Genomic DNA, 25,598 nt, shown 5'->3' with positions numbered 1-25,598 from the left:
GCGCACAGGTCGCCGACTCGGTCGCCGGAACGCCGACTCAGTCGTCGGAGCGCTCGTCTCCCGTCTCCCTCTCGTCGTCCGGTCCGTTCTCGCCCTCGGCTGCTGCCGCTTCGTCCGGTTCCAGCGCGACGAAGCCGAACCCGCGCTCGTCGAGCAGCGCCGCCGCACGGTCCGTGACGGACGGGGCCACGAGCACGCCCCGGACCGCCTCGTCGCCGACTTCCCGGCCGACGGCGTCGACGTAGCCCTGTAACTGTCTGACCGCTCCCGGCCCGACCCGCCGGCGTTTCAACTCGACGACGACGGCTCGCCCCGCGCTGTCGCGGCCGAACACGTCGACGGGTCCGGCCGACGTCTCCCGTTCCGTCTCCAGCGGCTCGAACCCCGCCTCGACCAGCGAGGGGTCGTCGAGGATTCGTGTCCGGAGGTCCTCCTCACTCCCCGTCAGTGCGAGTTCCGCCCGCTCCGTCACCGAGAACGCCGAGAGCTGGTCGACCCGTTCGAAGCGGACGTCGAGCACCTCCTCGGGCGTCGTCCGTCGCGACTGCACCCGCAACCGACCGTCGCGGACGCTCGCGCGGTGTTCGCTCCCGGGCGGTTGCCAGTTGACCGGCGTCCGCTTCTCGTCAGTGTGGACGAGCGCCGCCCCGTCCGGTTTCAGGACGAGGAGCCGGTCGCCCGGACCGAGCGAACTCGCGGCTCGGCCGTCGTACTCGACGGTACAGCGGCCGAAGACGACCACCACGTCGCCCCGGTCGAACGCCCGTTCCAGCGCGACGAGCGCGTCGCGGTGGGCCGGCCGGTGGAGGGTTTCGACGCTCACGCCCCTGCTTGCGAGGCGGCGAAGAAAAACCACGCGCCCGGTTCGCCAGTCGTGCAACCCGGTCACACGACCTCGGGTCGGCTTTGTCTGCCTCCCCCGTCTCCCCGAGTGATGACAGACGGCCTCACCGTCAGTCGGCAGACGTCTCGTCTCGTAGCGACCACCCGGTGGCAGGCGCTTCTCGTCCTTGCCGTCGCGGAACTGTTCGCCATGTCGCTGTGGTTCTCGGCGTCGGCCGTCGCCCCCGAACTCGCGTCGACGTGGGGGCTCACGCCGGCACAGACGGGCCTCCTGACCAGCGCCGTCCAGGTCGGCTTCGTCGTCGGGGCGCTCCTCTCGGCCGTGTTGACGCTCTCCGATACGGTCCCGCCGCGGTACCTCTTCGCAGGGTCGTCGGTCGCCGGTGCCGGTCTCACCGTTCTCCTCGCGAGCGCCGTCGACAGCGCCTTCCCCGCCATCGGCCTCCGCTTCCTCACCGGTGTCGCCCTGGCGGGCGTCTACCCACCGGGGATGAAAGTCGCGGCGGGGTGGTTCCGCGAGGGCCGCGGCCTCGCCATCGGGACGCTCATCGGCGCGCTCACCGTCGGGTCGGCCCTCCCGCACCTCGTCCGCGGCGTCGGCGGCATCGGCCGGCCGACGCTCGTCCTCCTCTCGGCGGCCGGTCTCGCCACGCTCGGCGGCGTCCTCGTCCTGTTCGTCCGCCCCGGTCCGCATCAGGCACCGGCCGCCCCGTTCGACCCCGGCGCGGTGAAGCGCATCCTCGTCGACCGGGGGACGCTCCTCGCCAACCTCGGTTACTTCGGTCACATGTGGGAGCTGTACGCGGTGTGGACGTGGATTCCGGCGTTCCTCGCGGCGTCGTTCGCGCTCACCGACGACCCGCTCGCGACCCCACAGGTCGCCGCGCTCGTCGCCTTCGGGACCATCGCCGTCGGCGGCCTCGGTGCGCTCGTCGCCGGCGTCGGCGCCGACCGGTTCGGTCGAACGACGGTGACCAGCGCGTCGATGCTCGTCAGTGGGGCGGCCTCACTGCTCGCGGGCGTCGTCTTCGGCGCGTCGCTCCTCCTCGTCGTCCCCTTCGTCCTCGTGTGGGGGTTCGCCGTCGTCGCCGACTCCGCCCAGTTCTCGGCCGCAGTGACCGAACTCACCGAGGGGAGCTACGTCGGGAGCGCGCTGACGGTCCAGACGGCGCTCGGCTTCCTCCTCACCACCGTCTCCATCCAGCTCGTCCCCCGCCTCGTGGCCGTCGTCGGCTGGCGGTGGGCCTTCGCCCCTCTCGCCATCGGTCCGGCGCTCGGCACCCTCGCCATGCTCCGCCTCCGCGCGCGTCCCGAGGCGCTCCGACTCGCCGGCGGCCGGCGGTGACCGGCCTCTCACGTCGAGAGAACTGTCAGCTTCTCTTATGTCACTCGGTACCGTACCGTATGATATGGAGACGTTTCCACGCATCCAGGGTAACGCGATGGACGACCAGACGGCCCGGCAGTTCCTCGCCGCACAGGGCTTCGGCGTCCTCTCGCTGGCCGCCGACGGAGAGGCGTACGGTATCCCCATCAGCTACGGCTACGACGCCGACACCGAGCGGCTCTACTTCGTCTTCCTCCGCCCCGGTGAGGAGAGCAAGAAGGAACGGTTCAGCGAGGCGACCGAACGCGCCTCCTTCCTGACGTTCGATGTCCCCTCCCGCGAGGAGTGGCGGACGGTCATCGCGTCGGGGACGCTCCGCGCCGTCGGCGACGACGAGTGGCCCGCCCTCCGCGACGCTCTCGACGACAACGCGTGGTTCCCGACGCTCTTCTCGGAGTCGGAGCCGATGCAGGACATCCTCGGCTGGGCGCTCGACGTCGACGAGGTCAGCGGGATGCACAGCCGGGCCGCCCGCTAACGGCGGCGCCCGAACGCGGCGTGGGCGTCTCAGCGCCGAAGGCGGGGGAGCGAGGGTAGCGACGGCAACGACGACAGCGACGGGAGCGACAGCTCCGTGTCCTCGACGTCGACGTACTTCTCGATGGGCACCTCGATGGTCGCGTTCCGGAGGCGGGCGGCGGAGAACACGACGAGCAGGAGCGCCGCGACGGCGAACGCGCCGAACCCGCCGTCCTCGACTGCCGTCGAACTGGTCGTCGCCTCGCCACCCTCGCGCTCGCCGCTGGGCCGTTCCGCCGCCGCGCCCCCGTCCGTCGGGGCCTCGGTGGCCGGCGCGGCCGCGTCGTCGCTCGCCTCTGCTGCCGAGGCTGGCGCCGTCGGCACCGCGTACCGCGTGACGTGTTCGGTGCCGTCGGCGTCGACGGCACGGACCACGACGGTCGTTCCCCCATCCGTGGCGAGGGTGAGTTCCTCCTCGAACTCGATGTCGTTCCACACGTCACTGCCGTCGTACACCTGCTCGAAGTCGACGACCGTCCCGCTCTCGTCGACCGTCTCGACCGAGAGCGAACTGACGCGCCCGTCGCGAGCGGCACCGTAGACGTGGACTGCCTCTTCGGCGACGAGGTGGGTCCGCGCCTCGTCGACGGCGAGGGTCGGCACCACGTTCCGGACGTAGTCGACGACGACGAGTTCCTGCACCTCGTTCCCGCTCGTGTCGGTCGCCCAGACGGTGATGCGGTTCGGACCGGGCACGAGTTCGACCTCACGGCTGAATCGAATCTCCTCGCGCGTGGGGTCCGCCGTCGGTCCCCTCCCGACGACGATGGACCGACGGCTCACCTCGCCGAAGACGGCGTACGAGACGTTGTTCACCTGGACGTTGTCCGTCGCGGTCCCGTTGACGAAGACGGTCGACGAGGAGGTCTCCGCGGGGACGCTCTCGAACGACAGCGTTGGATCGGTGCTGTCGGCGACGACGAAGGAGAGGTCGTACGTCCGACTGTTGCCGAACGCGTCCTGGACGACGATGCGCACCGTGTTCTCGCCGGGACCGAAGAAGAGTTCCTGTGAGAAGCGGTCGCCGGGGTCGCGGACGACGTGGGTCCGGCTCACGACCTCGTAGTCGACGGCGCTCTGCGCGCGGTGCGCCCGGGTGATGCGGACGAACTCGACGTCCGAGGCGTCCGTGAGCGTCCCCGAGAGAGTCACGCGCGACGCCGAGAGCGTCACCTCCGCCGGCGGCCGTCCGCGGGGGTCGCTCTCGAACGGCTCCTCGAACCCCACGAACGGGGCCACCTCGTCCTTGACGACCGTGACCCGACTCGCCGCGACGCTCCCGTCGGAGCCGGTGACGACGACCTGTACCTCCTGCGGTTCGTTCGGGAGGTCGAGCCGCATCGACTCCGACACCGTCTCCGTCCCCGGGAGCCACGTCTGGACCGTCCGGTCGTCGACGCGGACCACGACGCGCTCGACGGTCGTCCGCGCGCTCGCGTTCACCGACAGGACCGGGTCCTCTGGCACGACGAGTCGGTCTCCGGAGGCCATCGGCGTCCCGTTCACCGCGAGGTCGACCGTCGGCTCCGCTGCGACGACCGTCACCGGGACGGACCCGACGAGGACGAGGAGGGCGAGGAGCACGGCGAGCGGACCTCGCTGCATTGGTCGAGACTTGGCTGAGTCGTACGTAAGCGTTGTGCGGCGATTATCCCGACTGATAACCGATTGCGGGCGCGGCCGATGCGAGGCGTTTTGGTGCTCGTGGCCGAACTCTCGACTGTGACCCGCGAGGACCACCTCACCTGTGACGGGTGTTCGACGACCGTCCCCCGAGCGGACGCGATTCGGACCGAGACGTACGGCGACCTCGACGCCGACCGCTGGCAGACGCTCTGCTGTCCGTCCTGCGGGACGCGACTGCGGACCGTCCTCGTCCGCGACTAGCGCCGTCGCTCGTCACCCGTCGAAATGAACGAAAATTGACTGTCGAACGCCGATGCCTCGGACCGCGTGTCTCCGCGGTTACAGGCGGGTCAGGTTCTTCGCGCGCGGGCCCTTGGGGGCCTGCTCGATCTCGAACTCGACTTCTTGCCCTTCCTCCAGGTCCGGACCGCCGACGTCTTCCATGTGGAAGAAGACGTCTTCGTCTGCATCCTCGGTGGAGATGAAACCGTAACCGCCAGTGTCGTTGAAGAAATCAACCTTACCGGTCGCCATTGCATCTACCGGGAGACGATGCGAGGATATAACACTTGCGGCGCGCGTCCCGGAAGACCGCGGAGGAGGCCTGATTTGTCAAGTATCGACGGCCTGAACGTCCCGCAGGCAACGTATTTGTGTCGGCGTGACGTCCGCGACGAACGCAATGTCACCGTCGCCGGACGCTCCGCGAACGCACCTCCACCGCACGTGGGTCGGACTCCGCCGCGGCCCCCCCGACCCCACGTCCGACGACGCTGCCGACCCGGACTCGGCCGTCCTCGCCCTCGTGGCCGACCCGTTCGAGAGCGTCGACGACGCCCACCGGCGCCTCGTCGCCCTCGAACGCCTGTTCCACGCCCGCGGGGACCGACGCGGCCCGTTCCTCGCCATCTACAGTCGCGTCACCCGCGAGGTCGGCCGCGAGATCGAGGCGGGGTCGTTCGCCGACCCCGCGTGGGTCGAGTCGTACCTCGTCGCCTTCGCCGACCTCTACCGCGAGGCGCTCTTCCGGTTCGAGACGGGCGACACCGAGGCGCTCGCCGACCCGTGGCAGGTGGCGTTCGAGTCCGCCAGCGCGGGACGGAACCTCGTTGCACAGGACGCGGTCCTCGGCATCAACGCCCACGTGAACTACGACCTGGCGCTCGCGCTCTCGACGATCGGCGTCGGCCCAGACCGGGCGGCGAAGTACGCCGACCACTGCGCCGTCAACGACGTCCTCCGCCGTCTCGTCGACGAGGTGCAGGACCGACTCGCCGACCGGTACGCACCCGGCCTCTTCGACGTCGACGAGTCGCTCGGCCGTCTCGACGAGGCGCTGTCGTTCGTCGCCCTCGCGGAGGGGCGGGACACCGCCTGGTGGGCCGCCGTCGCCCTCGCCGACTCCCGGTTCGGCGTCCGGGCGGCCGTCACCCGGTGGTTCCTGCGTACCTCGGCCACCGGCGTCGCCCACCTGCTCCTGAGTCCGACGGTCAGTCGACGCCTCCGCGACGCGCTTCGTGAGGTCGAGCGCGGCCGCGACCCGCAGGTCGAGAGCGACTGACCGTCCCCCGCGTCTCCGACCGACCGTCCGCCTCGTTCTGACCGGCTGACGCGCCGACTCCGTCGTCGTTTCCAGCGCCGACGCCCCTGCTACTCGCCGCTCGCGGCGTCGAGGTCGACGACCGTCCCCGACGCCGCGCTCTCGTAGATGGCGTCGACGACGCGCATGTTCCCGAGCGTCTCCTCGCGAGTGATCCGCGGTTCGACGCCCCGGTCGACGGCCGCGGCGAACGCCTCGACCTGTAACTGGTAGTGGTCGGCGGGTTCGAACTCCTCGACGACGGTCCGGCCGTCCACGTGCCACCGCAGCGTGACCGCCTCGTCGGCGTCGGCCCCGAACGCCGGGTCGGCCTGGAGCCACCCGTCCGTGGTCTCGACGCGGTAGTACTGGCTCTGTGCCCGGTCGAACCCCGAGGCGACCCGTGCCGTCGCGCCGTCGTACCCGAGAGCCGCGGCCATCGACGTGTCGACGCCCGCGTTCCGGTCGTCGGCTGTCCGTGCCGACACCGTCTCCGGTTCGCCGAGGAAGAGTCGGGCCGCGTTGACCGCGTAACAGCCGACGTCCATGACGCTCCCCCCGGCGAGAGACGGGTCAAGCCGGATGTCCTCGTCGTCGTCGAGGTGGAACGAGAACGCGGCGTCGACGCTCCGGACGGTCCCGAGTTCGCGCTCGACGACGTCCACCGCGCGTTCGGTCCGCGGGTGGAACCGGTACATGAACGCCTCCATCAGCGTCACGCCTCGCTCCTCGACGTGGTCGAACACCTCCTCGGCCTCCGCCGTGTCGGCCGTCAGCGGCTTCTCACAGAGGACGTGCTTGCCGTGGTCGGCGGCGCGTTTCGTCCACTCGCCGTGGAGGGCGTTCGGGAGCGGGTTGTACACCGCGTCCACCTCGTCGTCCGCGAGGAGTTCCTCGTAGCTCCCGTACGCGCGGGGGACGTCGTGTTCGCGGGCGACCCGTTCGGCGCGGGAGACGTCGCGCGACGCCAGCGCGAGCGCCGTGTGTTCGCTCTTCTGGACGGCGGGGAGCAGGTACTCGAGGCCGATGTCGGCCGTGCTGAGGATGCCGAAGCGCATACCTGTCACTCCGTGGACTCCCCCAAATAGCTGCGGGCGACGGCACCGTCGCCACCGGCCGCTCCCGGGAGCGCACCCTTTTGTCCTCGGCTGTCCGACTTCCACCCGATGACGGACGATGGACTGTTCGTCGGTGCCGTCTGGTGTTCCGGCCCGTGGCTCGCCGTCGTCTTCGACGGGCGGACGTTCGACCACGCGGCGGTGTTCGACGGTATCGGCGACGTCTGGCTGCGCTACGAGGACGGAGCGAGCCGCATCCTCGCCGACGTCCCCGTCGGTCTGGTCGACGGCGAGACCGACCGGCGGCGGTGTGACGTCCTCGCCCGCGACGTCCTCGGCCCTCGCCGCGACACGGTCTTCGACCCGCCCGCCCGCGAGGCCACCCGCAAACGCCGGTTCCCCGCCGCCAGCAGGACGCACGAACGGAAGACGGGTCGTGACCTCTCACAGCGCGCGTTCGAGGCGCGCGAGGCCATCGCCGCCGTCGACGAACTCCTCCAGGAACTCCCCGAGGCCCGCGACGTCGTCGGAGCGGCCCACCCGGAGGTCTGTTTCCGCGCGTTCGCGGGCCGTCCGCTCGACCACCCCCGCGACGTCGCCGCGGGCTACGCCGAACGCCTCCGCATCCTCGCCGAGCACGACCCCGACGGCCCCGTGACGGTCCAGAACGCCGCCGAGTCGACTGGTGGCGCTGCAATCGACGTCCCGGACGTCCTCGACGCCGTCGTCCTCGCGTACACTGCTCGCCCGGGGTCGGGTCGTCTGCGCTCGCTCCCGGCGGACCCCCCGCGCGACGCCACCGGCCTCCCGATGCGACTGTGGTACCGCGCGGAGACGGCGCTCTTGGCGTCGTAGCCTCCTTCCGCCCGTCCCGCCCGTCGGCGGAGACGTCTCGACGGCAGACACGACGCACGACCGCTCACTACCTCACCGCATCTCACCCCCGCCGCATCTCACCCGCCACCGCTCCCGTGCCCCGTGCGTGCACGAACCTCTACGATATTTTATATTATCGCGGAGAGTATCAGACGTATGCTCACGAGTCGATTCCTCGTCGTCACTGTCGCGCTGTTACTGTTCTCCGCCGGGTGCCTCGGCGGGGGCGGCGTCCCGGACGCTGGCGGTGCCGACGGTGCCAGCGACGGGGCGGACGCGGCCACGCAGTCGGGCGACGCGGACACGAACGCCGGTGACGGACAGAGCGGGACCGACGACCTGGAACTCTCGGACGCCGAGCAGGCGCTCCGTGACGCCGGGAGCTTCACCGCCACGTGGACGTACCGCGGCGTCGACGAACGCGGCGTCGAGGCCGAGGTGCGCTACGAGTTCTACGTCGACACCGTGGTCGAACGGTCGCTCACCGTCCTCTCGTCGGCCCGCGACGGGCAACCCGACGGCGGGTCGATGCAGCAGTTCGTCGCCGACGGTACGACCTACGTCCAGTCGGGTCCCGCGGACGCGCCGACGTACTTCTCGTCCGAACAGCCGATGAGCGACCCGCTGGCGACTGCGGTTGGCTTCTCGCAGGCGCGGGTGTACGAGTCCGACGACGACCTCTCGTTCGCCGGGAGTGAGACGTTCGACGGCGTCCCCGTCGACCGGTACGAACTCTCCGAGGTCGACTCGCAGCTCGTCCAGGCCGGCTCCGCGGCGGGCGTCGCCACCGGCTCCGGCGAGGCGCGCATCACGGACTTCCACTACACGGTCCTCGTCGACGCCGACGGCATCGCGCGCTACGAGTCGTGGTCGTTCGAGGGTGAGACCACCGACGGCGAGGTCATCAGCGGCCAGTGGGAGTACTCGCTGACGAAGGTGGGGTCGACCACCGTCGACGACCCCGAGTGGCTGGCGGCGGCACAGGCCGCCCCGGGGAGCTAGTCGGCTAGTTCCCCCCGAGGACACGCTTGAACAGCGTGAACGTCAGGAGCGTGAAGAACAGGCCGTTCAGCATCCCCTGGCTGGCGGCGAGCACCTTCGCGGCCCACCCGACGGGGCCGATGTCGCCGTAGCCGATGGTGCTGAAGCTGATGTAGCTGTAGTAGAGCCCGTCGAACAGCACGCCCGGGGCCGTCGGTGCGGTTCCGTCGAGGCCGGGGGCGAACACCGACCCCGCCTGCGTCAGGAACGGGCCACCGAGGACGTACAGCACGCCGAACAGCGCGGGGAGCAGGAACGTCCACGCGGCGATGCGGGGGAGGCGGTTGCCGTACCCACAGGTCACCTGCATGAACGAGTTCAGCCCGACGCTCGCCGCCTTCTTCACCCGCCCCCACGCGTTGAGCGAGTACTCGTTGAGGAGGATGTCCTCGTTCTTCTGCCGGTTGTAGTAGTAGCGTTTGAACTCGAACTCGCGGCTGGCGGGCGTGTCGCCGACGGCCGTCGCGCTGTCCTGGGCCTTCCGGTAGGTCTCCTCGATGGTCTCGTTCGTCAGCGCCACCGCGTACGACCCGGTGGCGTCGTTCTCGACGAAGTCGTGGATGGTCCAGTCGTTCCGCTCCAGGTAGGCGTGGTGGTCGCTGAAGTCGAACTCGTCGAACTCGGTGAGACAGAAGCGGAAGTGGTCGAGGAGTTCGTGGCCGTCGCTCGACCCGTCGAGGCGGACGTCGCCGAGCGTGGCGCGCGTCAGGTCGTACGGGACCGACGCGCCGCCCTGGACGATTTCCCCGCCGTTGACGACGGCGTCGGTCAGGTCGACGTACGAGTCCGACCCGCCGGGGACGAGTTCGAACGCCGCGGCTTCGCGGAACGTCACGGCCCGGAAGTCACAGACTCCGTGGAACGTCGCCCCCCGGAACGACCCGCGCGTGAAGCGCGCGTCGCGGAAGTCGGCGTCGCCCTCGAACGCCACGCCGTCGAACGAGGCGTTCTGCTCGACGTGGTTCGCTTCGCCCTCGAACGCCGCGCCCCGGAAGGTGACAGTCGCCTCGAACGTCGCCTCGCCGAAGTCGGCGTCGGCACGGAAGCGCGCCTCGTCGAACGTCGTGCGCCGGGCGAACGTCACCTCGCGGAAGTCGGCGTCGCCCGCAAACGTCGTCTCGACTGCCGTCAGTCGACCGTCGAACGCCGACCCGTCGAAGACGACTGGCGCCTCGAACGTCGCGTGTTCGAGGTTCGTCACGCCGGCCACCGTGAGGTCGTGACAGTCCGCTCGCGCCCGGAACGTCGCCCGGTCGAAGTTCGCGTCGCCGCGGCAGTCGGCCCGCTTGAAGTCCGCGAACCGGAACGTCGCGAGCTTGAAGTCCGCCTCCTTCTCGAAGACGGCACTCTCGAACGTCACGTCGTCGCTCGCCGTCCGACTCCCGCCGTCGAAACTGGCACCCCGAAACTCCGCGAGTCGCCTGAACCGGGCCTCGACGAAACTGGCGTCGTGGTCGAACCGCGCCTCGTCGAAGTCCGCGATGCGCTCGAACGTCGCGCCGTCGAATGTCGTGTCGCCCCCGAAGTCGGTGTGCTCGAAGTCGGTGCTCGCCTCGAACGTCGCCCCGGTGAAACTGACGTAGCCGAACCCGGCCTGTCTGAACCTCGCCGCGCCGTGGAACGTCGCGTCGGCGAACGTGAGGTGGTCGCCGAGGACGTGGCTGTCGCCCTCGGCGGTGAGGTTCCGGAAGTCGGCGACGTCCTCGAACGCCACACCCTCGAAGCAGGCACCCTCCTCGAACACCGCCTCGGTGCAGTCGACGCCCCCGGTGAACGTGGTGCCGCCGAAGTCGACGTCCTCGCGGAACGTCGCCTCCGCCGCCTCGAACCGCTCGACGACGGCGTCGCTGGCGTCGACGTCGCCCGTCACCGTCGCGTCCTCGACGGTCAGGCGTCCCACGGTCGCCTCCCGGAGGTTCAACCCCTGGTCGAGGCGGCCGTGGGTCAGGTCGACTCCCGCTATCTCGGCGTGCTGGAAGTTGAGGACGTGGTTCGTGTCGCCGTCGACCTGCCGGTACGTCAGCGAGAGGTGTGGCAGGGTCGCGCCGACGTACTCGTTGCGGCACGGGTCGTCGACGGCCAGGTTGGCGAGGAGGCGCTCGACGACGTCCGTCGAATCGACGTCGTGTGCGCCCCGTTCGTCGTCGGACATGTGGAAGACGCAGTAGTCGCTCCCGTCGTGGGCGGGGTGGGGACACTCCCACGTCGTCCGGAGACTCGCGTCCGTCCGCCGTGCGGGGTCGAACGTGTATCCACACTGATGTTTCTGGTCGACGCGTCCGTTCTGTCCGCTCGTCTGCTGTGACATGGGTGGAGGGCGTGGTGTCGGTCCGGCGGAACGGCCGAATCCCACGACAGTTCAACCGGACAGTATATCAAACTCCGGGTTCGGTCCGGCGTCACTCACCGTCGCGGAGCCGCCGCCACAGCGTGGCCACACCGACCCCGACGAGGACGCCGAGGCCGATGTCGTCCGCCGCCGGCGGCACGGCGCGCGAGAGCGCGTCGAGGCGGTGGCTCACGTCGGCTGTCGCGTCGGCGGTCGGTACGTCCCCGACGCCCACGAGCCACGCCGCCTGGCCGGCGTCGGTCTCTGTCGACCCGGCGAGGAGGAAGCCCTCGTCGAGCGCGTGGACCGTCTCGCCGTGGCTCCAGTCGCCTTCGAAGTAGGTGGTCACCCAGCGCACCTCGCCGGCGGGACCGGTCCGGAGCACCCAGGTGCCCCGCCGCCCGTTCGGGTCGTCCTCTTCGGGCGTGCGCTCCCGCGTCCCGACGAGGAGGTAGCCGTCCCCCTCGTCGAGGGCAGCGAGGCCGTCGAGCCAGTTCCAGGGTCCACGCGAGTGGGTCGCCTCCCACGCGTGGCCGCCGTCGGCGTCGAGACGGAGGTGCCACCCCCGGCCGTCGTCGTCGGTGGCGAAACCCCGGTTGCCGACGCAGACGACGCCCGACGCGTCCGCGTGGAGGGCCGCGAGACGACTCCCCCGCGGTCTCTCGGGTGACCACCGCCACCGCACGGTCCCGTCGGGGTCGAGTCGGGCGACGAGGCCCGTCTCGTCACGGCCCGACGGCTGTTCGCCTCCGGCAGTGACTGGTGACGTCGACCCGCCGACGTACCAGGCGTCGTCGACTGCGCTCGCAGCGGTCAGCGCGCCCTCCTCGTCCTCGCTCCCGAGCGTGGTCTCCCAGCGGCGGTGTCCGGCCGGCGAGAGGTACGCCACCCACGGCCGAGGGCGGGTCTCACGGCGCTCACGGCGTCGGCCGGCGACGAGAAAGCCGCCGCCGACGCGGACGAGGGCGTCGGCCTGGCCGGCCGCGGCCGCCGGCTGGAGCGTCCGCGTCCACACGACGTCGCCACCCCTGTCGAGGCGGACGACCCAGGGGTCGGCCGAGAGCGGCGTCTCGGCGAACGGGCTGGAGCCGTCGAGGTTGGTCCCCCCGGCGAGGACGACGCCGCCGTCGGGGTGCGGTGCGCCGTCGGCGACACCCGACTTCACCGTCCCGTACGTGCGCTGCCAGCGAGTCTGTCCTCGTTTGTCCGTGCGGACGGCCAGGCCGCGCAGGTCGTCGTGTTCCCCCGCGACGCCCGCGAGGACGTACTCGTCGCCGACCGGAACGACCGTCAGGAACCGGGCGGCGTGTTCGCCGACCGCGTACCGCCGGGTCCACCTGGCCGCGGGTGGAGCGGGAGTTGGAGACGGTGTCGAGGGTGGTGTCGGGGTTACGTCGGTGTCGGTCTGTGCGTGGACGGCGCGGCCCCCGATCAGCCCTGCGCCGGCGACGGCGCCGCCGACTGCTGTCAGCACCCGGCGTCTGGAGGGCGCGGCGACGTCGGGTGGTCGCGACTCTCCCGTCACTGGAGGACCTTCCGGCGCTCCTCGCTCGTCAGCGTGGCGTCGTGGGCGTTCGGCGAGCAGTGCTCACACTCGGTCGCCGGGTTCGTGCTTCGCTCGTACACCCACACCGGGTACGAGAAGAGGAAGAACGCCTCCATCTGGTGGCGCTCGACGATGGCGTCCGCGGGTTCGCCGCAGTTCCCACACCACTCCTCGTCGGTGGCTGGCTCCTGGTAGACGACCTTGTGCCGGCCGAATCCGGCCGTCTCACACGCCTCCCGTTTCGACTGCTCGACGAGGTCCTCGACCGGGAACGGTTCCTCGTCGACGGCGTTGCCGAAGCCGGCGTCCGACTCGACCGTCGAACCGAGGTAGGGGCCGACGCTGACGCTGTTGTCGTAGCCGCAGAAGTGGACGGACACCTCGCCACCACGCCCGTCGAGGTGGATTTCGTGCCCCCAGCCGACGACGTAGACGTCGACGTCCGTCCGTACCCGGTCGACCGTGACGTCGTGGCCTGCACCGGTGACGTAGACGCCGGTGTCGGGGTCCGACGCCCGGGTGCGCTGCTGCCACCCGTGGCTGACGACGTCGCACGCCCCGGGGTCGAGGTCTGGGGCCGACGCCGAGTAGACGTTCTCCGACCCCAGGACCGAGAGGGTGCCGTCGGCCGCGTCCACGGGGACGAACACGTCCGCGACGTTCGACAGCGTCAGGTCGCCGCCGACGCCGCCGGGTTCGGCGTAGGCGTCCTCGTCACCCTGGATTCGCGTCCGGGGGTCGGGTGGCTCCGCACTCTGTCCGAGCGTCTGGTGGGTGAAGACGTACTCCGCGTCGGTCACATGGACGTCGCCCGCGACGCTCTCCGCCCGGAGGAACACGTCCGCGGTGTCGGTGACCGACACGGGTGGGGATTCGGACCCGGCGAGCGTCAGGTCGCCCGTCGAGGAGACGGTCCGGTCCGCGGTCATCGGTCGACCCCCCGGGGCGGTTCGGCGGGGCGGTCGTTCGGCCCCGCACCGACCCGTTCGAGTCGGGTCTCCGTGCGGACGGCGACGTCGCGTTCGGGGTAGGTGTGGTACGTCTCGTATCCTCTGTCGGCGACGAGGCGGACGGTGGTCCACGCTCCGGGGCCGAACCGGTAGGCGACGGTCACGTCCCCGGGGCCCGGGAACGACGAGAGCGGGTGGACCGAGAGGTCGGTCGTCGCCGTCACCGCTCGCTCCCTGTCCGTCGTGTCGACCCGAGCCGTGACCCCCTGGTCGAGTGCGACTGTCTCGCTCGCCTCGACCGTCTGGGGGACACACGAACAGACCTCGTGGTAGCCGAGCGCCGGCGCGGTGACGACGTGTGACTGGCCGACGACGGCGACGGTGCAGGGTTCGCCGAGGAGCGTCTCGGGGGTGAGCGCCTTCACGTCGAACGCCGCGAAGTCCGGCGGCGTCTGTGGGTAGGCGACGTGCAGTTCGGTCGAGTCGGTCGAGTCGGCCGGGTCGCCGAAGTCGGTGTCGGAGGGGGTTGATGCGGGTGTCATGGTGTCTACGTGTCGACGAGGACGTCGTAGTTCGGGTCGAAGATGGAGTTCACCTCGACGCCGTTGTATCGGGGGAGTTCGCGCCACCGGAGGTCCCGGTAGCGGTCACGGTGCGCGCGGACGTACGCCCCGCCGGCGTCGACGTCGAAGCCGGACCGTTCGCCCGGCGCGAGGAGGTAGAACCGCTCGACGCGTTCCTCGGTGCCGTCGCCGTCGACGTCCTCCCACGCCCAGTAGGGGGCGTACCGCGTGAAGCCGGCGTCGCCGACGGTGTTGACGAACGCCTTGTTGTGCTGTGCGTAGGCGTTCTCGTCGTAGACCCAGACGGCGACCACGCCGTCGGGGGCGAGGTTGTCCCGAATCGACCGGTAGAACTCCGTCGAGTACAACGGGAGGAGGTCGTCGTCCGTCGCGCCAGGGACGTCGAGGAGGACGAGGTCGTACGTCTCGTTCGTCTGCGACAGGTACGCGTAGCCGTCGCCGACGGTGGTGTTCAGCCGGTCGTACTCGTAGGCGTCGTCGTGCCACTGCGAGAGGAACGGGTCGTCCTTCGCGTAGGCCATGAACGCCGCGTCGAGGTCGACCTGGTCGACGCTGACGCCGTACTCCCGGAGGGAGTCGACGGCGACGAAGTCGCCGCCACCGACGACGAGCACGTTCGTCTCCGAGCCGTTCGAGAAGCGCGACATCGGGACGTCGACCAGCCCCTGGTGGTACGAGTCGGCCCACGACTCACACAGCTGGACGGCGTCGTCCAGGCGGAGACACCGCTCCGTCTCCCCGGCGAAGTGCGGGTTCGGTCCCGCGCCGGTCCAGGTCCGCTCGTACGCGACGACGTGCTGGTAGGGTGTCGTCCGCTGGTCGACCACCGCCACCGACATCGCACCCGGCGGATACTCGTTCTCCACCTGCTGTTCGAGGTAGCGTTCGGACAGTTCCCGGTCGACCCGGTCGGCGTTCGCGACGGCGACACCACAGGCGGCGGTGACGAGGAGACAGGCAGCGACGAGCGCCGCCGACTCGCGGCTCACCAGCCGCTCCCGTGCGGCGTCGACCCGCCACCGAGTGCTGTACCCGCCCAGGACGGCGAGCGCGGCCAGTCCGTTCAGCAGCGCGAGGACGAACACCGTCGGGATGAGACCCAGTCCGGGGTACAGCACCCGCGCGTAGACGACGGCGCCGACGAGGCCGCCGAGGTAGTCCATCGCGAGGACGAGCGACAGGCCGCTCCGGGCCTCGGTCGTCCGTTCGGTGTGCCAGCCGAGCGAGAGCACCCGGACGACACCGCGATGCGCGGCGTCGGCGACGCGGGTCAGGGTGGGGGGTAGGACTGCCGAGCCGTCACCGCTCTCGTCGACCATCCGGGTCAACAGGGGGAGTTCGAAGCCCGAGAGGAAGCCGACGACGACGACGGGGGTCCGCGCGACGACCCAGACGAGTTCCGCCGGGACGGACTGCGGGATGCGGACGCTGTTGAGGCCGACGACGAGCAGGAAGCCCGCCGGCGCGACGAACGCGAGGTACACCTCGGTCCGGAAGAGGTTCGACACCCGGTCGTCCGACAGGTCGTCGGAGAGCGCCGAGCCGACGCCGAGGCTGACGAAGTACAGCCCGATGGTGACGACGTACTGCGTGACGGTGCCGCCGTACATCACGGTCAGGAGCTCCGAGTAGACGAACTCGTACGCGAAGCTACAGAAGGAGACGACGAACGTCAGCGCGAGCAGGGCGAGCAGCTCGGTACGGGCAGTGCGTGACATCGGAGGCCGAGTGAACGGTTAGACGCGCGGGGAGACCTTCCACTCCTCCTCGATGGCCATCCCCCCCTCGAAGGGGTCGTCCTTGACGTGGACGTCGACGCTCGCCCAGCCGAACGAGTGGTCGACGTTCTCGCCGACGAGTTCCGCGCCGACCCGGTACCACCCCTCGTCTCCGGCCTCGAAGGTGTGCTGGCCCGAGGGGTCCTCGACGGTCCGGTCCCAGGGGACCGGTCCCGGTTCGGGCGGGTCGTCGACGTACGTCGGGTTCCGGCCGAGCGACGCGAAGCCGACGCTTCCGACGACGACGGCGTACCGCGTCACCTCGTCGGCGTGGTTGTCGTACCAGTCGTCGCTGTCGTCGGTCCCGTGGTACCACGCGTAGCCGTTGTGCGTCCGCGGAGCGGAGGAGTATCCGCCGGTTCCGCGGCCGGTGGCCCCGCTCCCGCCCCCGCCCTTCCCGCCGCCCTTCGCCCGCGCGGCCCCGACGGGACTGAGACGGCCGAGCAGGGAGCGCGGTGCGTCGAGTGACGAGGACGACCCGCCGTCGTAGCGGGAGACGACCCAGGGGTCGTCGGCCAGGTCAATCTGGAGTCTGGGCTGCTCGCCCGACGTGCGGAGTTCGACGTCGGAGAGGGCGTTCGACTTGCGGGGTGGAGGGGCGGTGTCGCCGAGACATCCGGCGGCGGCACACAGTGCCACGGCACCGGACGCCTGGAGGAATCGGCGTCGTCGCATGACTGTGAACCGGAGTTTCGCGCAGGCTGGTATATGTCTGGTGGTCCGACGAGTGGTGTCACGGGACGGCCGAAACGCGGGGCTCGACCCGGCGACACGGCCGGTCCTCGTCGAGAAGGTGTCGGGCCTCGGCAGTGTGGGTCGGCGGACGCCGAGGGGTCGCTTACGAGGCGGCTTCGACGGCGTCGAGCAGTTCCTCGTAGTCGGGTTCGACCGTCGGGTCGTCGGTGGTCCAGACGTAGCTGACTTCGCCGTCGCCGTCGACGACGTAGACGGCGCGGTTCGCGACGCCGAGGAGGCCGAGGTCCTCGATGTCGATTCGCAGCCCGTACGCCTCGATTGCCGTCCGGTCCATGTCGCTGACGAGGTCGAACCCGAGGCCGTGCTCCTCGCGGAAGGCGTTGAGCGAGAACGCCGAGTCGGCGCTGACGCCGAGGACGGTCGCTCCCGCCGCCTCGAAGTCGTCGAGGTGGTCCTGCAGGGCGACCATCTCGTTCGAGCACGGCGGCGTGAACGCGCCGGGGAAGAAGGCGAGGACGACCGGCCCGTCACCGAGGTGCTCGGACAGGTCGAACGTCTCGACGTCGCCGTTCGCCAGTGTCGCGGTGAACGTCGGTGCGGTGTCGGATTCTGCTACCATCGTTCGAAGGTCGGCCCGGACGGTGAAAAGGGGCGGTGAACGGGGGGATATGACCGGCTGTCGAACGCGTTGTCACGTCATTCCGTCACACCGGTCGCCGGAGCGGGCGTCGAAACAGCGTTGTTCACAGACGACGTCTCTCTGTCGTGCAACACATCGCGACACACGTCGACGTCGACGCACCGCCCGCGGTCGTCTGGGACTGCCTCGCCGACCTCGCGTCGTACCCCGACTGGAACCCACACGTCGTCAGCGCGACTGGGACGCTCGAGGAGGGCTCGACGCTCCGAATCCGCGTCCGTCGGGTGGGGGCCGCCGACCGTGAGATGACGGTGACCGTCACCGACGTCGACCCCGAACGCCGTCTGGCGTGGGTCGGGCGGCTCTGGTCACCGTGGCTGTTCGAAGGACGACACACGTTCGAGCTCGAACCGCTCTCCGGCGACCGGACCCGGCTCCACAACCGCGAGGAGGTCTCCGGGGTGCTCGGGCGGTTCGTCGTCACCGAGACCCCCGAGCGTGACTACGAGGCCATGAACCGGGCCGTGAAGGAGCGGGTCGAACGGGCGACGGTGACGTGACGCGTCGAGCGTCCCCGACGTCACGGGGAGCGTCGACGTCGCCGGTCCGGCCGTGAACCGTGGTATCGACTCCGCCGGCAGGCTCTCCGGACGAGTCCGGGCCTTCCGTCCTCATCGTTTCGTCCGAATCCGGGGTCGGCGAAGCGGACACGCGACTCGTCCCGTACAACTACCCCCTGCCACTGCAACCTCAGGCGCTTTGCTCGTCGGAGGCGAAGGGTCCACTCGTGCTCGAAACACTCCGCTCGTTCGCGAGAGAGGCACTCAGTCTCGTCATCGCTATCGTCACGTTCCCGCTTCGACTGCTCCGCTCGCTGCTGTAAGCGGCGCGAGCACGGCGAGAACCGTCGAACGCGGGCCGCGGGCGTCCGCCGTCTCAGGGGGTCGCGGCTCGCTCCCCGACCCGGACGCCGCGCGACGACGACGTGAGGACGACTCCCTACGCTCCGGACTCGCCGACCGGCCGGAGCCGAATCTCCAGAACGCCGTTGTTGAACGTCGACTTGCGGACCTCGAACTGCCCACCGGGTAGCGACACCCGCTCAACGACGGCGCCTTCGACGAGGACCACGAGGTCGTTCGTCGTTTCGACGATGCCGGCCGAGACGTCCTCGAAGTCGACCCCGGGCAGGTCGACGACCACGAGCACGTGCTCGTCCTCCCGGTAGGTCTCGACGTGGTACTCGTCTGCCGCCTCGCCCACGTCCGTCGCCGACGGCTCCGTGTCCCGTGCGGACGGCTCGGGAGTCCCGGCGGCGCCTGTTCGTCCCGTGCGCTCCGCTCCCTCGCCGCTGTCACCCCCGCCGAGGACGCCTCCGAGGAGGTCGCTCACCGACAGACCGAACTCGACGTGGATGTCGTCGCTCCCCTCGTCGTTCCCGCGCGAGTCGTCGTCCGGACCGCTGTGGTTCTCACCGGTCATCGTGTTCTGTTTCTCCCGACCGACGTTGTCCCGCGACGCGTAAAAGCGACCGGCTGGAACTCTCGCCGTGCGGCCGGCTGGCTCTCGGCTCGTCGACGGCCGAGGGTCGGACCCTCGCTCAACGGCGACCGGGTCCCCTCGTTCCGCACCGGTGGGCGCCACGCGCGTCACCCTGCGAACCGGCGCGGACGAACGGCCACTCGACGGCCATGCACTCGCCTGCCGAGCGCTTACGCCACGCCGCGCGGAAGACGCACCGATGGTATCCCGCTCGCGCGCAGACGAGGAAGCCCCGCCCGACCCGTCGCCGTCGGATCCGCCCAGTTCGTCCGCCCTCTCGAAGCGCCTCCACCGCGGTGTCGAGGGTGGTCTCCTGGGGACGGTGGTGATGACGGTCTTCCGCCTGCCGGTGACCCGGTCGCTCCCGCCGTCCGCCGACTTCTGGGCGCAGTTCGTCCACGGTGGCCGAGCGATGGAGTATCCGGCCGCCGGCCTCCTCCTCCACCTCCTCTACGGCGCTTCGGCCGGGGCGCTGTTCGCAGCGGTGCTCCCCTCCCGGGAGTCGGTCGAGACGAGCGGCGGCCGACGCGGCCCGCCGACCCCGGTCGAACAGTCGAGCGCGGGACCGCTCGCCGTCGTCTTCGGCGTCCTGCTCTCCGTGTTCGGCGAGCGAATCCTGGTGCGCGGCCTGCTCGACATCGCGCCGGACGACAGCTACGCGTTCCACGTCGGCCACCTGGTCTACGGTCTAACGCTGGGGGCGTGGCTCGCCACGCGGACCGACGACTGAACGGCCGCGAACGTCACCGACTTCGCCCGCTATGCTGGCTGTGATTGCCCGGTTCGACCCGTGAGGAGTCCGTCTCGCTGCCCACGGACGGCTCGCGATGCCCGTCGTCGTTCGCGGTAGACGTGCCGCCTCCCGGATTGTGACCCAGAGGAGGACGGTCGCCTCGCTCCCTCGCTGATTCACAGGAAAATGCCGCCTCCCGGATTTGAACCGGGGACAGCTCGATCTTCAGTCGAGTGCTCTCCCAGTCTGAGCTAAGGCGGCGCGTGCTGAACGAAGCCGATGAGAGAAAAAAGGATTTCGGATTGAACCGACCGTTTTCGCCGGTTTTTGCTCACGCCCGCAACGCTATCGTTCCTCGCATCGACCGACAGGTGTGGACCACACCTCCCTCTCCGACCTCCCCGACCTCTCCGACGCCGACGAACCCTATCTCGAGTTCCTGCGCCGGGACTCACTGAGCGTCGGCCTCTACCGACTTCCTGCGGGCGCCGTCGACCAACAGGAGCCACACACCGAGGACGAAGTCTACTACGTCGTCTCGGGACGCGCCAGCATCGTCGTCGCCGACGAGACGTCCCCCGTCGAGGCTGGCGACGTCGTCTTCGTCGAACGCGAGGTCGACCACCGGTTCGTCGACGTCGAGGCTGACCTGACGGTGCTCGTCTTCTTCGCCCCCGCGGAGGGGACGCTCGGGGACTGAAGGTGTCGGGACGGGGCTGGCGCTTCTCTCCACGGGGGCTCGGGCGGATTCGAACTTCGCGAGACTTGGTCCCTCCGGTCCTCGTCTCTCACGCTCGAATCCCAGTCAGCCACACACTGCGACGACGCGACTCGCTTCGCTCGTCGGCCGGTCGCAGAGAAGTGGGCTCGGGCGGATTCGAACCACGCCCGGACGTGCTCGCACGCTGCGCGCGCCCGGTCAGGTTCTCCCGCCCTCGTTACACATATTCGTGGCTCACCGTTCGGTTCGCCACAGAATCTGATGGGCTCGGGCGGATTCGAACCACCGATTTCGGCCTTGTAAAGGCCGCGTCATAACCAACTAGACCACGAGCCCGTATCCCGACGGACACGCTTCGCCGGAATAACGGTTTCTGATTCTCCTCGCTCTCCCACGGCCGACGGAACGCTTACGCACGTCCCTCGCTTGCCCCTGCACATGGGCATCGACACCCGACAGCTCCTCGGAGTCGCCGTCGCGTTCGTGCTCCTGACGGCCGGCGTCGTCGTGGTCCAGTCGGGTCTCCTCGCGACTGTCGACCCGCCGGACGACGGCGAGTACGAGCGGGCGACGGTCACGCTCGTCGACGCCTCCGGCGACCGACTGGCCGACATCGACGTCCGCGTCGCCGACACGGCCGAGAAACGCTACCTCGGCCTCTCCGACACCGAGTCGCTCGCCCCCCGGGAGGGGATGCTGTTCGTCCACGACTCCGCCGGTGAGTACGCCTACGTCATGCGCGACATGGACTTCCCGCTCGACATCGTCTTCGTCGCCCCCGACGGGACGGTCACGACCATCCACCACGCGTCGCTCCCGCCCGAGGGAACGAACAACTCCGACCTCACTCGCTACCGGGGCACCGGTCGCTACGTGCTCGAACTCCCCCGCGGGACCGCGAACGAGACGGGACTCGACGAGGGCGACCGGGTCGTCGTCCCCGAGTCGGTCGGCTGAGCCGGTGCGTCCGACGTCTCCCCCACGGGGACAGGAGTCGACCGAAACCCTCTGGTGCTGGGGGTCGTAGCCGGGCGTGTCATGACCGACGTCGACTCTTCGACGACCGACGCCGTCGACGCGCTCGGCGCACAGGAGGGGTGGCACGCCGAGGGGTTCGCGGCGCGCGTCCACTACCGCGGCGCGGACGACCACTACAGCGTCGAGTACTACGCTCCCTCCGACTGCGTCCTCTACTGGAAGGTGAAGGGTGACGGTGAACTCGCGGTCCCCGTCGGCCGGGAGACGGTCCCCGACCCACTTCGAGAGCGAATCAGGCAGGACCTCGGCGAGGCCGGCATCGACCCGGCGGTCGAGTCGCGCGTCGTCTGAGCGGGTGAGGCGCTGAAACGCTTTTACTCGCGCACCCCTGACGAGCGGTAATGGACGTCGGCCTCGACGACGACGACCCGTTCGAGGAACAGCGCGACAACGTGCAGAACCCGATGCGTCGCCTGTTCCTCGCGTACGGGCGCGAGCGAGCGGGTTCGTTCACGCTCGGCCTCACCGCCAGCGTCGCCGCTCGACTCCTCGACCTCCTGCCCCCGCTCCTCCTCGGCGTCGCCATCGACGCCATCTTCCTCGACAACGAGGCGTACGACCTCCCGCTCGTCCCCGCCGCGTGGATTCCCGCCGACGCCGAAGCGCAGTTCTGGTTCACCATCGGCCTCGTCGCCCTCGGTTTCTTCGGCGGGGCGGGACTCCACTACGTCCGTAACTGGGGGTGGAACCGCTTCGCTCAGCACGTCCAGCACGCGGTTCGCGTCGACACGTACGAGTCGATGCAACGGCTCAACATGGCCTTCTTCGCCGACAAGCAGACCGGCGAGATGATGTCCATCCTCTCGAACGACGTCAACCGGTTGGAGACGTTTCTCAACGACGGCCTCAACTCCGCGTTCCGGCTGGGTATCATGGTCCTCGGCATCGCCGGCGTGCTGTTCTGGCTCAACCCACAACTCGCCGTCGTCGCGCTCCTCCCCGTGCCGCTCATCGCCTTCTTCACCTACCTGTTCATCCGGACCATCCAGCCGAAGTACGCCGCCGTGCGCGCCGCGGTGGGCACGGTGAACTCCCGCCTGGAGAACAACCTCGGCGGCATCTCGGTCATCAAGGCCGCCAACACCGAGTCGTACGAGTCCGACCGCGTCGAGGATGTCTCGCTCGACTACTACGACGCCAACTGGGACGCCATCGAGACGCGCATCGTCTTCTTCCCCGCGCTCCGTGTCCTCGCCGGTATCGGCTTCCTCCTCACCTTCACCGTCGGCGGTCTCTGGGTCTTCCAAGGGAGCGGTCCGTGGATATTCACGGGAACGCTCTCGCCCGGTGACTTCGTCGTCTTCGTCCTCTTCACCCAGCGGTTCGTCTGGCCGCTCGCGCAGTTCGGGCAGATAATCAACATGTACCAGCGCGCGTACGCCAGCGCGGAACGCGTCTTCGGCCTCATGGACGAACCCGCCCGTATCCCCGAACGGGAAGACGCGCCCGACCTCGTCGTGAGCGAGGGGAGAGTCGAGTACGACGGCGTCTCCTTCGGCTACGACACCTCGGCGGAACGCGTCGTCGAGGACGTCTCGTTCACCGTCGAAGGCGGTGACACCGTCGCCCTGGTCGGCCCTACCGGTGCCGGCAAGTCGACGCTCCTCAGACTCCTCCTCCGCCTGTACGACGTCGACGAGGGTGCCATCGAAATCGACGGGCAGGACGTCCGCGACGTCTCGGTGTCGAGTCTCCGTCGCGCGATGGGCTACGTCAGCCAGGAGACGTTCCTCTTCCACGGGACCGTGAAGGAGAACATCGCCTACGGCTCGTTCGGTGCGAGCGACGAGGAAGTCGTCGCCGCCGCGAAAGCCGCCGAGGCCCACGAGTTCATCCAGAACCTCCCGGACGGGTACGACACGATGGTCGGCGAGCGCGGGGTCAAACTCTCCGGCGGACAGCGTCAGCGGGTCGCCATCGCTCGCGCCGTCCTCCGGGACCCCGCCGTCCTCGTCCTCGACGAGGCGACGTCGGACGTGGACACGGAGACGGAGATGCTCATCCAGCGGTCGCTCGACTCCCTGACGGAGGACCGGACGACGTTCGCTATCGCCCACCGCCTCTCGACTATCAAGGACGCCGACCAGATCGTCGTCGTCGAGGACGGCCGGGTCGTCGAACGTGGCACCCACGACGAACTCATCGACGAGAACGGCCTGTACGCACACCTCTGGGGCGTCCAGGCCGGCGAGATAGACGACCTCCCCGAGGAGTTCGTCGAACGTGCTCGGGGCCGGGGTGCTCGCGTCGAAGTCGACAGCGACGACTGACTGCTCGAGGCCCGCTCGGTCGGTCACCGCCGGTCGTCCCGTCGGGCCCTCTACGACGACGCGTCCGGTCGAACAGACGCTCTCGAAGGACGACGCCGGAGACGGCTCTCCACCGTGACCTCGGACACGGACTCCAGTTCTAGGTCTACACCACTCCTGGTATCCCTCGAAACAGTATCGAATCCTCACACACCAGCCTTTTGATGGATAGCTGTCAACCCGCCTTCCGGCGTCATGACAGCCGAAACGTACGGCCTCATCAGCCTCCTCCCGGCGCTGCTCGCGATCGGATTGACACTCGTCACCCGACAGGTGCTCCTGTCGCTGTTCGCAGGCATCTGGATCGGCGCAACAGTCCTCGTCGGCTGGAACCCCGCCGCGGGGGCCGCGCGGAGCCTCCAGTTCGTCGTCGACAACGTCACGGCGACGTTCAACGTCAAGCTGTTGTTGTTCACGTTCCTCATCGGGGCGATGCTCGGGATGATCTTCCTCTCGGGCGGGATGAACGCCCTGGCGGAGCGCATCGCCGAGCGGATCCGCACGCGGCGACAGGCGGAACTCGGGACGTCGTTGTTGGGGATGACCATCTTCGTCGACTCCTACGCGTCGACGATGATCACGGGGTCGGTGATGCGACCCATCACCGACCGCTTCGACATCAGTCGTGAGAAACTGGCGTACATCCTCGACTCGACCACCTCGCCCACCGCGTCGGTGTCGGTCGTCTCGACGTGGCTCGGGTTCGAGGTCGGACTCATCGCCGAACAGTTGAACACCATCGGCGTCGACCGGAGCGCGTTCCTGCTGTTCCTCGAATCCATCCCGTACCGGTTCTACAGCCTCCTCGCCATCGTACTGGTGTTCATCGTCGTCCTCGCCGGCTGGGACTTCGGCCCGATGGCGAAGGCCGAACGTCGTGCCCGCACCGAGGGCAAGGTACTCGCCGACAACGCGAACCCGCTGTTGGAGACGCAGGAGGACGACATCCAGACTCCCGACCACGTCGACCCGCGCTGGTGGTACTTCGCCGCCCCCATCGCCGCGCTCGTGGCGATGACCGGTTTCTCGCTGTACTACACCGGTGGCGGGTTCGGTGGCCGGAGTCTCACGGACGCGCTGGCGAACGCGGCGACTGCCGACTCGATCCTCTGGGCCTCGTTCACTGGCTGTGGCGTCGTCCTGGCGATTCTGGTCGGCCACGCACGCATCGCGCTCGACGAAGTGAGCGACGCCATCTTCGAGGGGTTCAAGATGGTCATGTTCCCCGTCGCAGTGCTCTCGCTCGCGTGGTCTATCGGTGCCGTGAGTCAGGCACTGGGCGTCGGCCCGTACGTCGTCGCCATCAGCGAGGGCGTCGTCACGCCTCAGCTCCTCCCGGCGGTCATCTTCCTCAGCGCCGTCCTCATCAGCTTCAGCATCGGGACGTCCTGGGGGACGATGGGGATCATGTTCCCCGTCGCCATCCCGCTGGGGCACGCCATCGGCGCGCCGCTGGCACCGGCTATCGCCGCCATCCTCACCGGCGCACTGTTCGGCGACCACTGCTCACCCATCTCCGACACGACGGTGATGTCGAGTATGTTCGCCGCGAGCGACCACGTCGACCACGTCAACACCCAGATTCCGTACGCGGTGCTCGCGGGCGTCGTCGCCACCGGGCTGTTCCTCCTCGCCGGGTACGGCGTCTCGGCGTTCGTCGCACTGCCGGCGGGAGTCGCTGCGGTCGCACTCGTGGCGTACCTGCTCTCGGAAGAACTGTCGGTCGAGATACCCAGTTCGTACGACTCGGGCGCCGACTGACGGGACGCAGCCGATTCGGTCGGTGACGCTCGGGGGTGCGAA

General features: G+C 69.5%; 25 protein-coding genes and 2 tRNA genes. 13 read left to right on the top strand and 14 right to left on the bottom strand.

Translation table 11 applies throughout. The annotated features are described in order from the left end of the window. Positions 1-37: 37 nt before the first annotated feature. On the bottom strand, positions 38-823 hold the full coding sequence (nucS, locus tag ACESK5_RS03960; RefSeq protein ID WP_372910246.1) for an endonuclease NucS: 786 nt from the start codon (positions 821-823) through the stop codon (positions 38-40). Positions 824-934: 111 nt separating this feature from the next. On the opposite strand from nucS, the gene ACESK5_RS03955 reads away from it, so the two are divergent. Both ACESK5_RS03955 and ACESK5_RS03950 read left to right on the top strand, forming a co-directional pair. After that, positions 935-2,188 (top strand): MFS transporter, encoded by a 1,254-nt coding sequence (locus tag ACESK5_RS03955; RefSeq protein WP_372910245.1) that lies wholly within the window; start codon positions 935-937, stop codon positions 2,186-2,188. 64 nt (positions 2,189-2,252) lie between these two features. Continuing rightward, positions 2,253-2,708 (top strand): pyridoxamine 5'-phosphate oxidase family protein, encoded by a 456-nt coding sequence (locus ACESK5_RS03950; protein ID WP_372910244.1) that lies wholly within the window; start codon positions 2,253-2,255, stop codon positions 2,706-2,708. A 29-nt stretch (positions 2,709-2,737) separates the two neighbouring features. On the opposite strand, the gene ACESK5_RS03945 is transcribed toward ACESK5_RS03950, so the two are convergent. After that, positions 2,738-4,354: a hypothetical protein gene (locus tag ACESK5_RS03945; protein WP_372910243.1), complete on the bottom strand. Its 1,617-nt coding sequence runs from the start codon at positions 4,352-4,354 to the stop codon at positions 2,738-2,740. Positions 4,355-4,432: 78 nt separating this feature from the next. On the opposite strand from ACESK5_RS03945, the gene ACESK5_RS03940 reads away from it, so the two are divergent. Then, positions 4,433-4,636 carry a hypothetical protein gene (locus tag ACESK5_RS03940; RefSeq protein ID WP_372910259.1) on the top strand — a complete coding sequence of 68 codons (204 nt, stop codon included), beginning with the start codon at positions 4,433-4,435 and terminating at the stop codon, positions 4,634-4,636. Positions 4,637-4,714: 78 nt separating this feature from the next. Here ACESK5_RS03940 and ACESK5_RS03935 read toward each other — a convergent pair whose 3' ends face one another. Then, positions 4,715-4,909 carry a cold-shock protein gene (locus ACESK5_RS03935; protein ID WP_136590639.1) on the bottom strand — a complete coding sequence of 65 codons (195 nt, stop codon included), beginning with the start codon at positions 4,907-4,909 and terminating at the stop codon, positions 4,715-4,717. Positions 4,910-5,057: 148 nt separating this feature from the next. Here ACESK5_RS03935 and ACESK5_RS03930 point away from each other — a divergent pair, with 148 nt between their 5' ends. After that, the gene (locus tag ACESK5_RS03930) at positions 5,058-5,936 is read left to right on the top strand and encodes a DUF5995 family protein (protein ID WP_372910242.1); all 879 of its coding nucleotides are present in this window, start codon (positions 5,058-5,060) and stop codon (positions 5,934-5,936) included. An 89-nt stretch (positions 5,937-6,025) separates the two neighbouring features. Here the strand turns inward: ACESK5_RS03930 and ACESK5_RS03925 are convergent, their stop codons facing one another. Then, a complete protein-coding gene (locus tag ACESK5_RS03925) occupies positions 6,026-7,012 on the bottom strand; it encodes a Gfo/Idh/MocA family protein (RefSeq protein WP_372910241.1) in 987 nt (328 codons plus the stop codon). A 108-nt stretch (positions 7,013-7,120) separates the two neighbouring features. On the opposite strand from ACESK5_RS03925, the gene ACESK5_RS03920 reads away from it, so the two are divergent. Both ACESK5_RS03920 and ACESK5_RS03915 read left to right on the top strand, forming a co-directional pair. After that, positions 7,121-7,867 (top strand): DUF429 domain-containing protein, encoded by a 747-nt coding sequence (locus ACESK5_RS03920; protein ID WP_372910240.1) that lies wholly within the window; start codon positions 7,121-7,123, stop codon positions 7,865-7,867. A gap of 177 nt (positions 7,868-8,044) precedes the next feature. Next, positions 8,045-8,890, top strand: coding sequence for a hypothetical protein (locus ACESK5_RS03915; protein ID WP_372910239.1), 846 nt, complete (start codon positions 8,045-8,047; stop codon positions 8,888-8,890). Positions 8,891-8,894: 4 nt separating this feature from the next. Here ACESK5_RS03915 and ACESK5_RS03910 read toward each other — a convergent pair whose 3' ends face one another. The 7 genes from ACESK5_RS03910 to ACESK5_RS03880 form a co-directional block, all read right to left on the bottom strand. Then, positions 8,895-11,237 carry a pentapeptide repeat-containing protein gene (locus ACESK5_RS03910; RefSeq protein WP_372910238.1) on the bottom strand — a complete coding sequence of 781 codons (2,343 nt, stop codon included), beginning with the start codon at positions 11,235-11,237 and terminating at the stop codon, positions 8,895-8,897. A 91-nt stretch (positions 11,238-11,328) separates the two neighbouring features. Next, positions 11,329-12,783: a hypothetical protein gene (locus ACESK5_RS03905; RefSeq protein ID WP_372910237.1), complete on the bottom strand. Its 1,455-nt coding sequence runs from the start codon at positions 12,781-12,783 to the stop codon at positions 11,329-11,331. Further along, on the bottom strand, positions 12,780-13,733 hold the full coding sequence (locus ACESK5_RS03900; protein ID WP_372910236.1) for a hypothetical protein: 954 nt from the start codon (positions 13,731-13,733) through the stop codon (positions 12,780-12,782). Before ACESK5_RS03900 ends, ACESK5_RS03905 begins: the two co-directional genes overlap by 4 nt. Continuing rightward, on the bottom strand, positions 13,730-14,296 hold the full coding sequence (locus ACESK5_RS03895) for a DUF2617 family protein (RefSeq protein ID WP_372910235.1): 567 nt from the start codon (positions 14,294-14,296) through the stop codon (positions 13,730-13,732). Before ACESK5_RS03895 ends, ACESK5_RS03900 begins: the two co-directional genes overlap by 4 nt. Before the next feature lie 5 nt (positions 14,297-14,301). Beyond that, positions 14,302-16,056: a spermidine synthase gene (locus ACESK5_RS03890; protein ID WP_372910234.1), complete on the bottom strand. Its 1,755-nt coding sequence runs from the start codon at positions 16,054-16,056 to the stop codon at positions 14,302-14,304. Between the two features lie 18 nt (positions 16,057-16,074). Then, positions 16,075-16,791, bottom strand: a complete 717-nt coding sequence (locus ACESK5_RS03885; RefSeq protein WP_372910233.1) for a twin-arginine translocation signal domain-containing protein — start codon at positions 16,789-16,791, stop codon at positions 16,075-16,077. A gap of 163 nt (positions 16,792-16,954) precedes the next feature. Further along, positions 16,955-17,431, bottom strand: a complete 477-nt coding sequence (locus tag ACESK5_RS03880; RefSeq protein WP_372910232.1) for a redoxin domain-containing protein — start codon at positions 17,429-17,431, stop codon at positions 16,955-16,957. A 146-nt stretch (positions 17,432-17,577) separates the two neighbouring features. Between ACESK5_RS03880 and ACESK5_RS03875 the strand changes: the two genes are divergently transcribed. Further along, a complete protein-coding gene (locus ACESK5_RS03875; RefSeq protein WP_372910231.1) occupies positions 17,578-18,012 on the top strand; it encodes an SRPBCC family protein in 435 nt (144 codons plus the stop codon). A 439-nt stretch (positions 18,013-18,451) separates the two neighbouring features. Here the strand turns inward: ACESK5_RS03875 and ACESK5_RS03870 are convergent, their stop codons facing one another. Continuing rightward, positions 18,452-18,934, bottom strand: coding sequence for an Hsp20/alpha crystallin family protein (locus tag ACESK5_RS03870; protein WP_372910230.1), 483 nt, complete (start codon positions 18,932-18,934; stop codon positions 18,452-18,454). A gap of 259 nt (positions 18,935-19,193) precedes the next feature. Between ACESK5_RS03870 and ACESK5_RS03865 the strand changes: the two genes are divergently transcribed. Then, entirely contained in the window at positions 19,194-19,724 is a 531-nt protein-coding gene (locus ACESK5_RS03865; protein ID WP_372910229.1) for a hypothetical protein, read from the top strand. Positions 19,725-19,914: 190 nt separating this feature from the next. Here ACESK5_RS03865 and ACESK5_RS03860 read toward each other — a convergent pair. Further along, positions 19,915-19,988, bottom strand: a tRNA-Phe gene (locus ACESK5_RS03860). Between the two features lie 112 nt (positions 19,989-20,100). Between ACESK5_RS03860 and ACESK5_RS03855 the strand changes: the two genes are divergently transcribed. Continuing rightward, positions 20,101-20,427, top strand: a complete 327-nt coding sequence (locus ACESK5_RS03855) for a cupin domain-containing protein (protein ID WP_372910228.1) — start codon at positions 20,101-20,103, stop codon at positions 20,425-20,427. Between the two features lie 283 nt (positions 20,428-20,710). Here ACESK5_RS03855 and ACESK5_RS03850 read toward each other — a convergent pair. Next, positions 20,711-20,784: transfer RNA gene (locus ACESK5_RS03850), tRNA-Val, on the bottom strand. A 102-nt stretch (positions 20,785-20,886) separates the two neighbouring features. Here ACESK5_RS03850 and ACESK5_RS03845 point away from each other — a divergent pair. The 4 genes from ACESK5_RS03845 (at position 20,887) to ACESK5_RS03830 (ending at position 25,556) form a co-directional block, all read left to right on the top strand. Then, entirely contained in the window at positions 20,887-21,405 is a 519-nt protein-coding gene (locus tag ACESK5_RS03845) for a DUF192 domain-containing protein (RefSeq protein ID WP_372910227.1), read from the top strand. Positions 21,406-21,486: 81 nt separating this feature from the next. Next, on the top strand, positions 21,487-21,777 hold the full coding sequence (locus ACESK5_RS03840) for a hypothetical protein (protein ID WP_372910226.1): 291 nt from the start codon (positions 21,487-21,489) through the stop codon (positions 21,775-21,777). 50 nt (positions 21,778-21,827) lie between these two features. After that, entirely contained in the window at positions 21,828-23,756 is a 1,929-nt protein-coding gene (locus ACESK5_RS03835; RefSeq protein ID WP_372910225.1) for an ABC transporter ATP-binding protein, read from the top strand. Between the two features lie 234 nt (positions 23,757-23,990). After that, positions 23,991-25,556 (top strand): Na+/H+ antiporter NhaC family protein, encoded by a 1,566-nt coding sequence (locus ACESK5_RS03830; RefSeq protein ID WP_372910224.1) that lies wholly within the window; start codon positions 23,991-23,993, stop codon positions 25,554-25,556. Positions 25,557-25,598: the final 42 nt, after the last annotated feature.

This window comes from Salinigranum sp. (assembly GCF_041641895.1).
In the GTDB taxonomy this organism is placed as follows: Archaea; Halobacteriota; Halobacteria; order Halobacteriales; family Haloferacaceae; genus Salinigranum.
This window is presented reverse-complemented; position numbering and strand designations above follow the sequence as displayed.

Coding starts and splice junctions, on each gene's coding strand:
- ACESK5_RS03880 (WP_372910232.1), bottom strand. CDS start 17,431: ATGGTAGCAGAATCCGACACCGCACCGACGTTCACCGCGACACTGGCG.
- ACESK5_RS03930 (WP_372910242.1), top strand. CDS start 5,058: ATGTCACCGTCGCCGGACGCTCCGCGAACGCACCTCCACCGCACGTGG.
- ACESK5_RS03945 (WP_372910243.1), bottom strand. CDS start 4,354: ATGCAGCGAGGTCCGCTCGCCGTGCTCCTCGCCCTCCTCGTCCTCGTC.
- ACESK5_RS03955 (WP_372910245.1), top strand. CDS start 935: ATGACAGACGGCCTCACCGTCAGTCGGCAGACGTCTCGTCTCGTAGCG.
- ACESK5_RS03910 (WP_372910238.1), bottom strand. CDS start 11,237: ATGTCACAGCAGACGAGCGGACAGAACGGACGCGTCGACCAGAAACAT.
- ACESK5_RS03925 (WP_372910241.1), bottom strand. CDS start 7,012: ATGCGCTTCGGCATCCTCAGCACGGCCGACATCGGCCTCGAGTACCTG.
- ACESK5_RS03950 (WP_372910244.1), top strand. CDS start 2,253: ATGGAGACGTTTCCACGCATCCAGGGTAACGCGATGGACGACCAGACG.
- ACESK5_RS03865 (WP_372910229.1), top strand. CDS start 19,194: ATGGTATCCCGCTCGCGCGCAGACGAGGAAGCCCCGCCCGACCCGTCG.
- ACESK5_RS03900 (WP_372910236.1), bottom strand. CDS start 13,733: ATGACCGCGGACCGGACCGTCTCCTCGACGGGCGACCTGACGCTCGCC.
- ACESK5_RS03940 (WP_372910259.1), top strand. CDS start 4,433: ATGCGAGGCGTTTTGGTGCTCGTGGCCGAACTCTCGACTGTGACCCGC.
- ACESK5_RS03895 (WP_372910235.1), bottom strand. CDS start 14,296: ATGACACCCGCATCAACCCCCTCCGACACCGACTTCGGCGACCCGGCC.
- ACESK5_RS03870 (WP_372910230.1), bottom strand. CDS start 18,934: ATGACCGGTGAGAACCACAGCGGTCCGGACGACGACTCGCGCGGGAAC.
- ACESK5_RS03845 (WP_372910227.1), top strand. CDS start 20,887: ATGGGCATCGACACCCGACAGCTCCTCGGAGTCGCCGTCGCGTTCGTG.
- ACESK5_RS03915 (WP_372910239.1), top strand. CDS start 8,045: ATGCTCACGAGTCGATTCCTCGTCGTCACTGTCGCGCTGTTACTGTTC.
- ACESK5_RS03920 (WP_372910240.1), top strand. CDS start 7,121: ATGACGGACGATGGACTGTTCGTCGGTGCCGTCTGGTGTTCCGGCCCG.
- ACESK5_RS03830 (WP_372910224.1), top strand. CDS start 23,991: ATGACAGCCGAAACGTACGGCCTCATCAGCCTCCTCCCGGCGCTGCTC.
- ACESK5_RS03890 (WP_372910234.1), bottom strand. CDS start 16,056: ATGTCACGCACTGCCCGTACCGAGCTGCTCGCCCTGCTCGCGCTGACG.
- ACESK5_RS03935 (WP_136590639.1), bottom strand. CDS start 4,909: ATGGCGACCGGTAAGGTTGATTTCTTCAACGACACTGGCGGTTACGGT.
- ACESK5_RS03835 (WP_372910225.1), top strand. CDS start 21,828: ATGGACGTCGGCCTCGACGACGACGACCCGTTCGAGGAACAGCGCGAC.
- ACESK5_RS03885 (WP_372910233.1), bottom strand. CDS start 16,791: ATGCGACGACGCCGATTCCTCCAGGCGTCCGGTGCCGTGGCACTGTGT.
- ACESK5_RS03840 (WP_372910226.1), top strand. CDS start 21,487: ATGACCGACGTCGACTCTTCGACGACCGACGCCGTCGACGCGCTCGGC.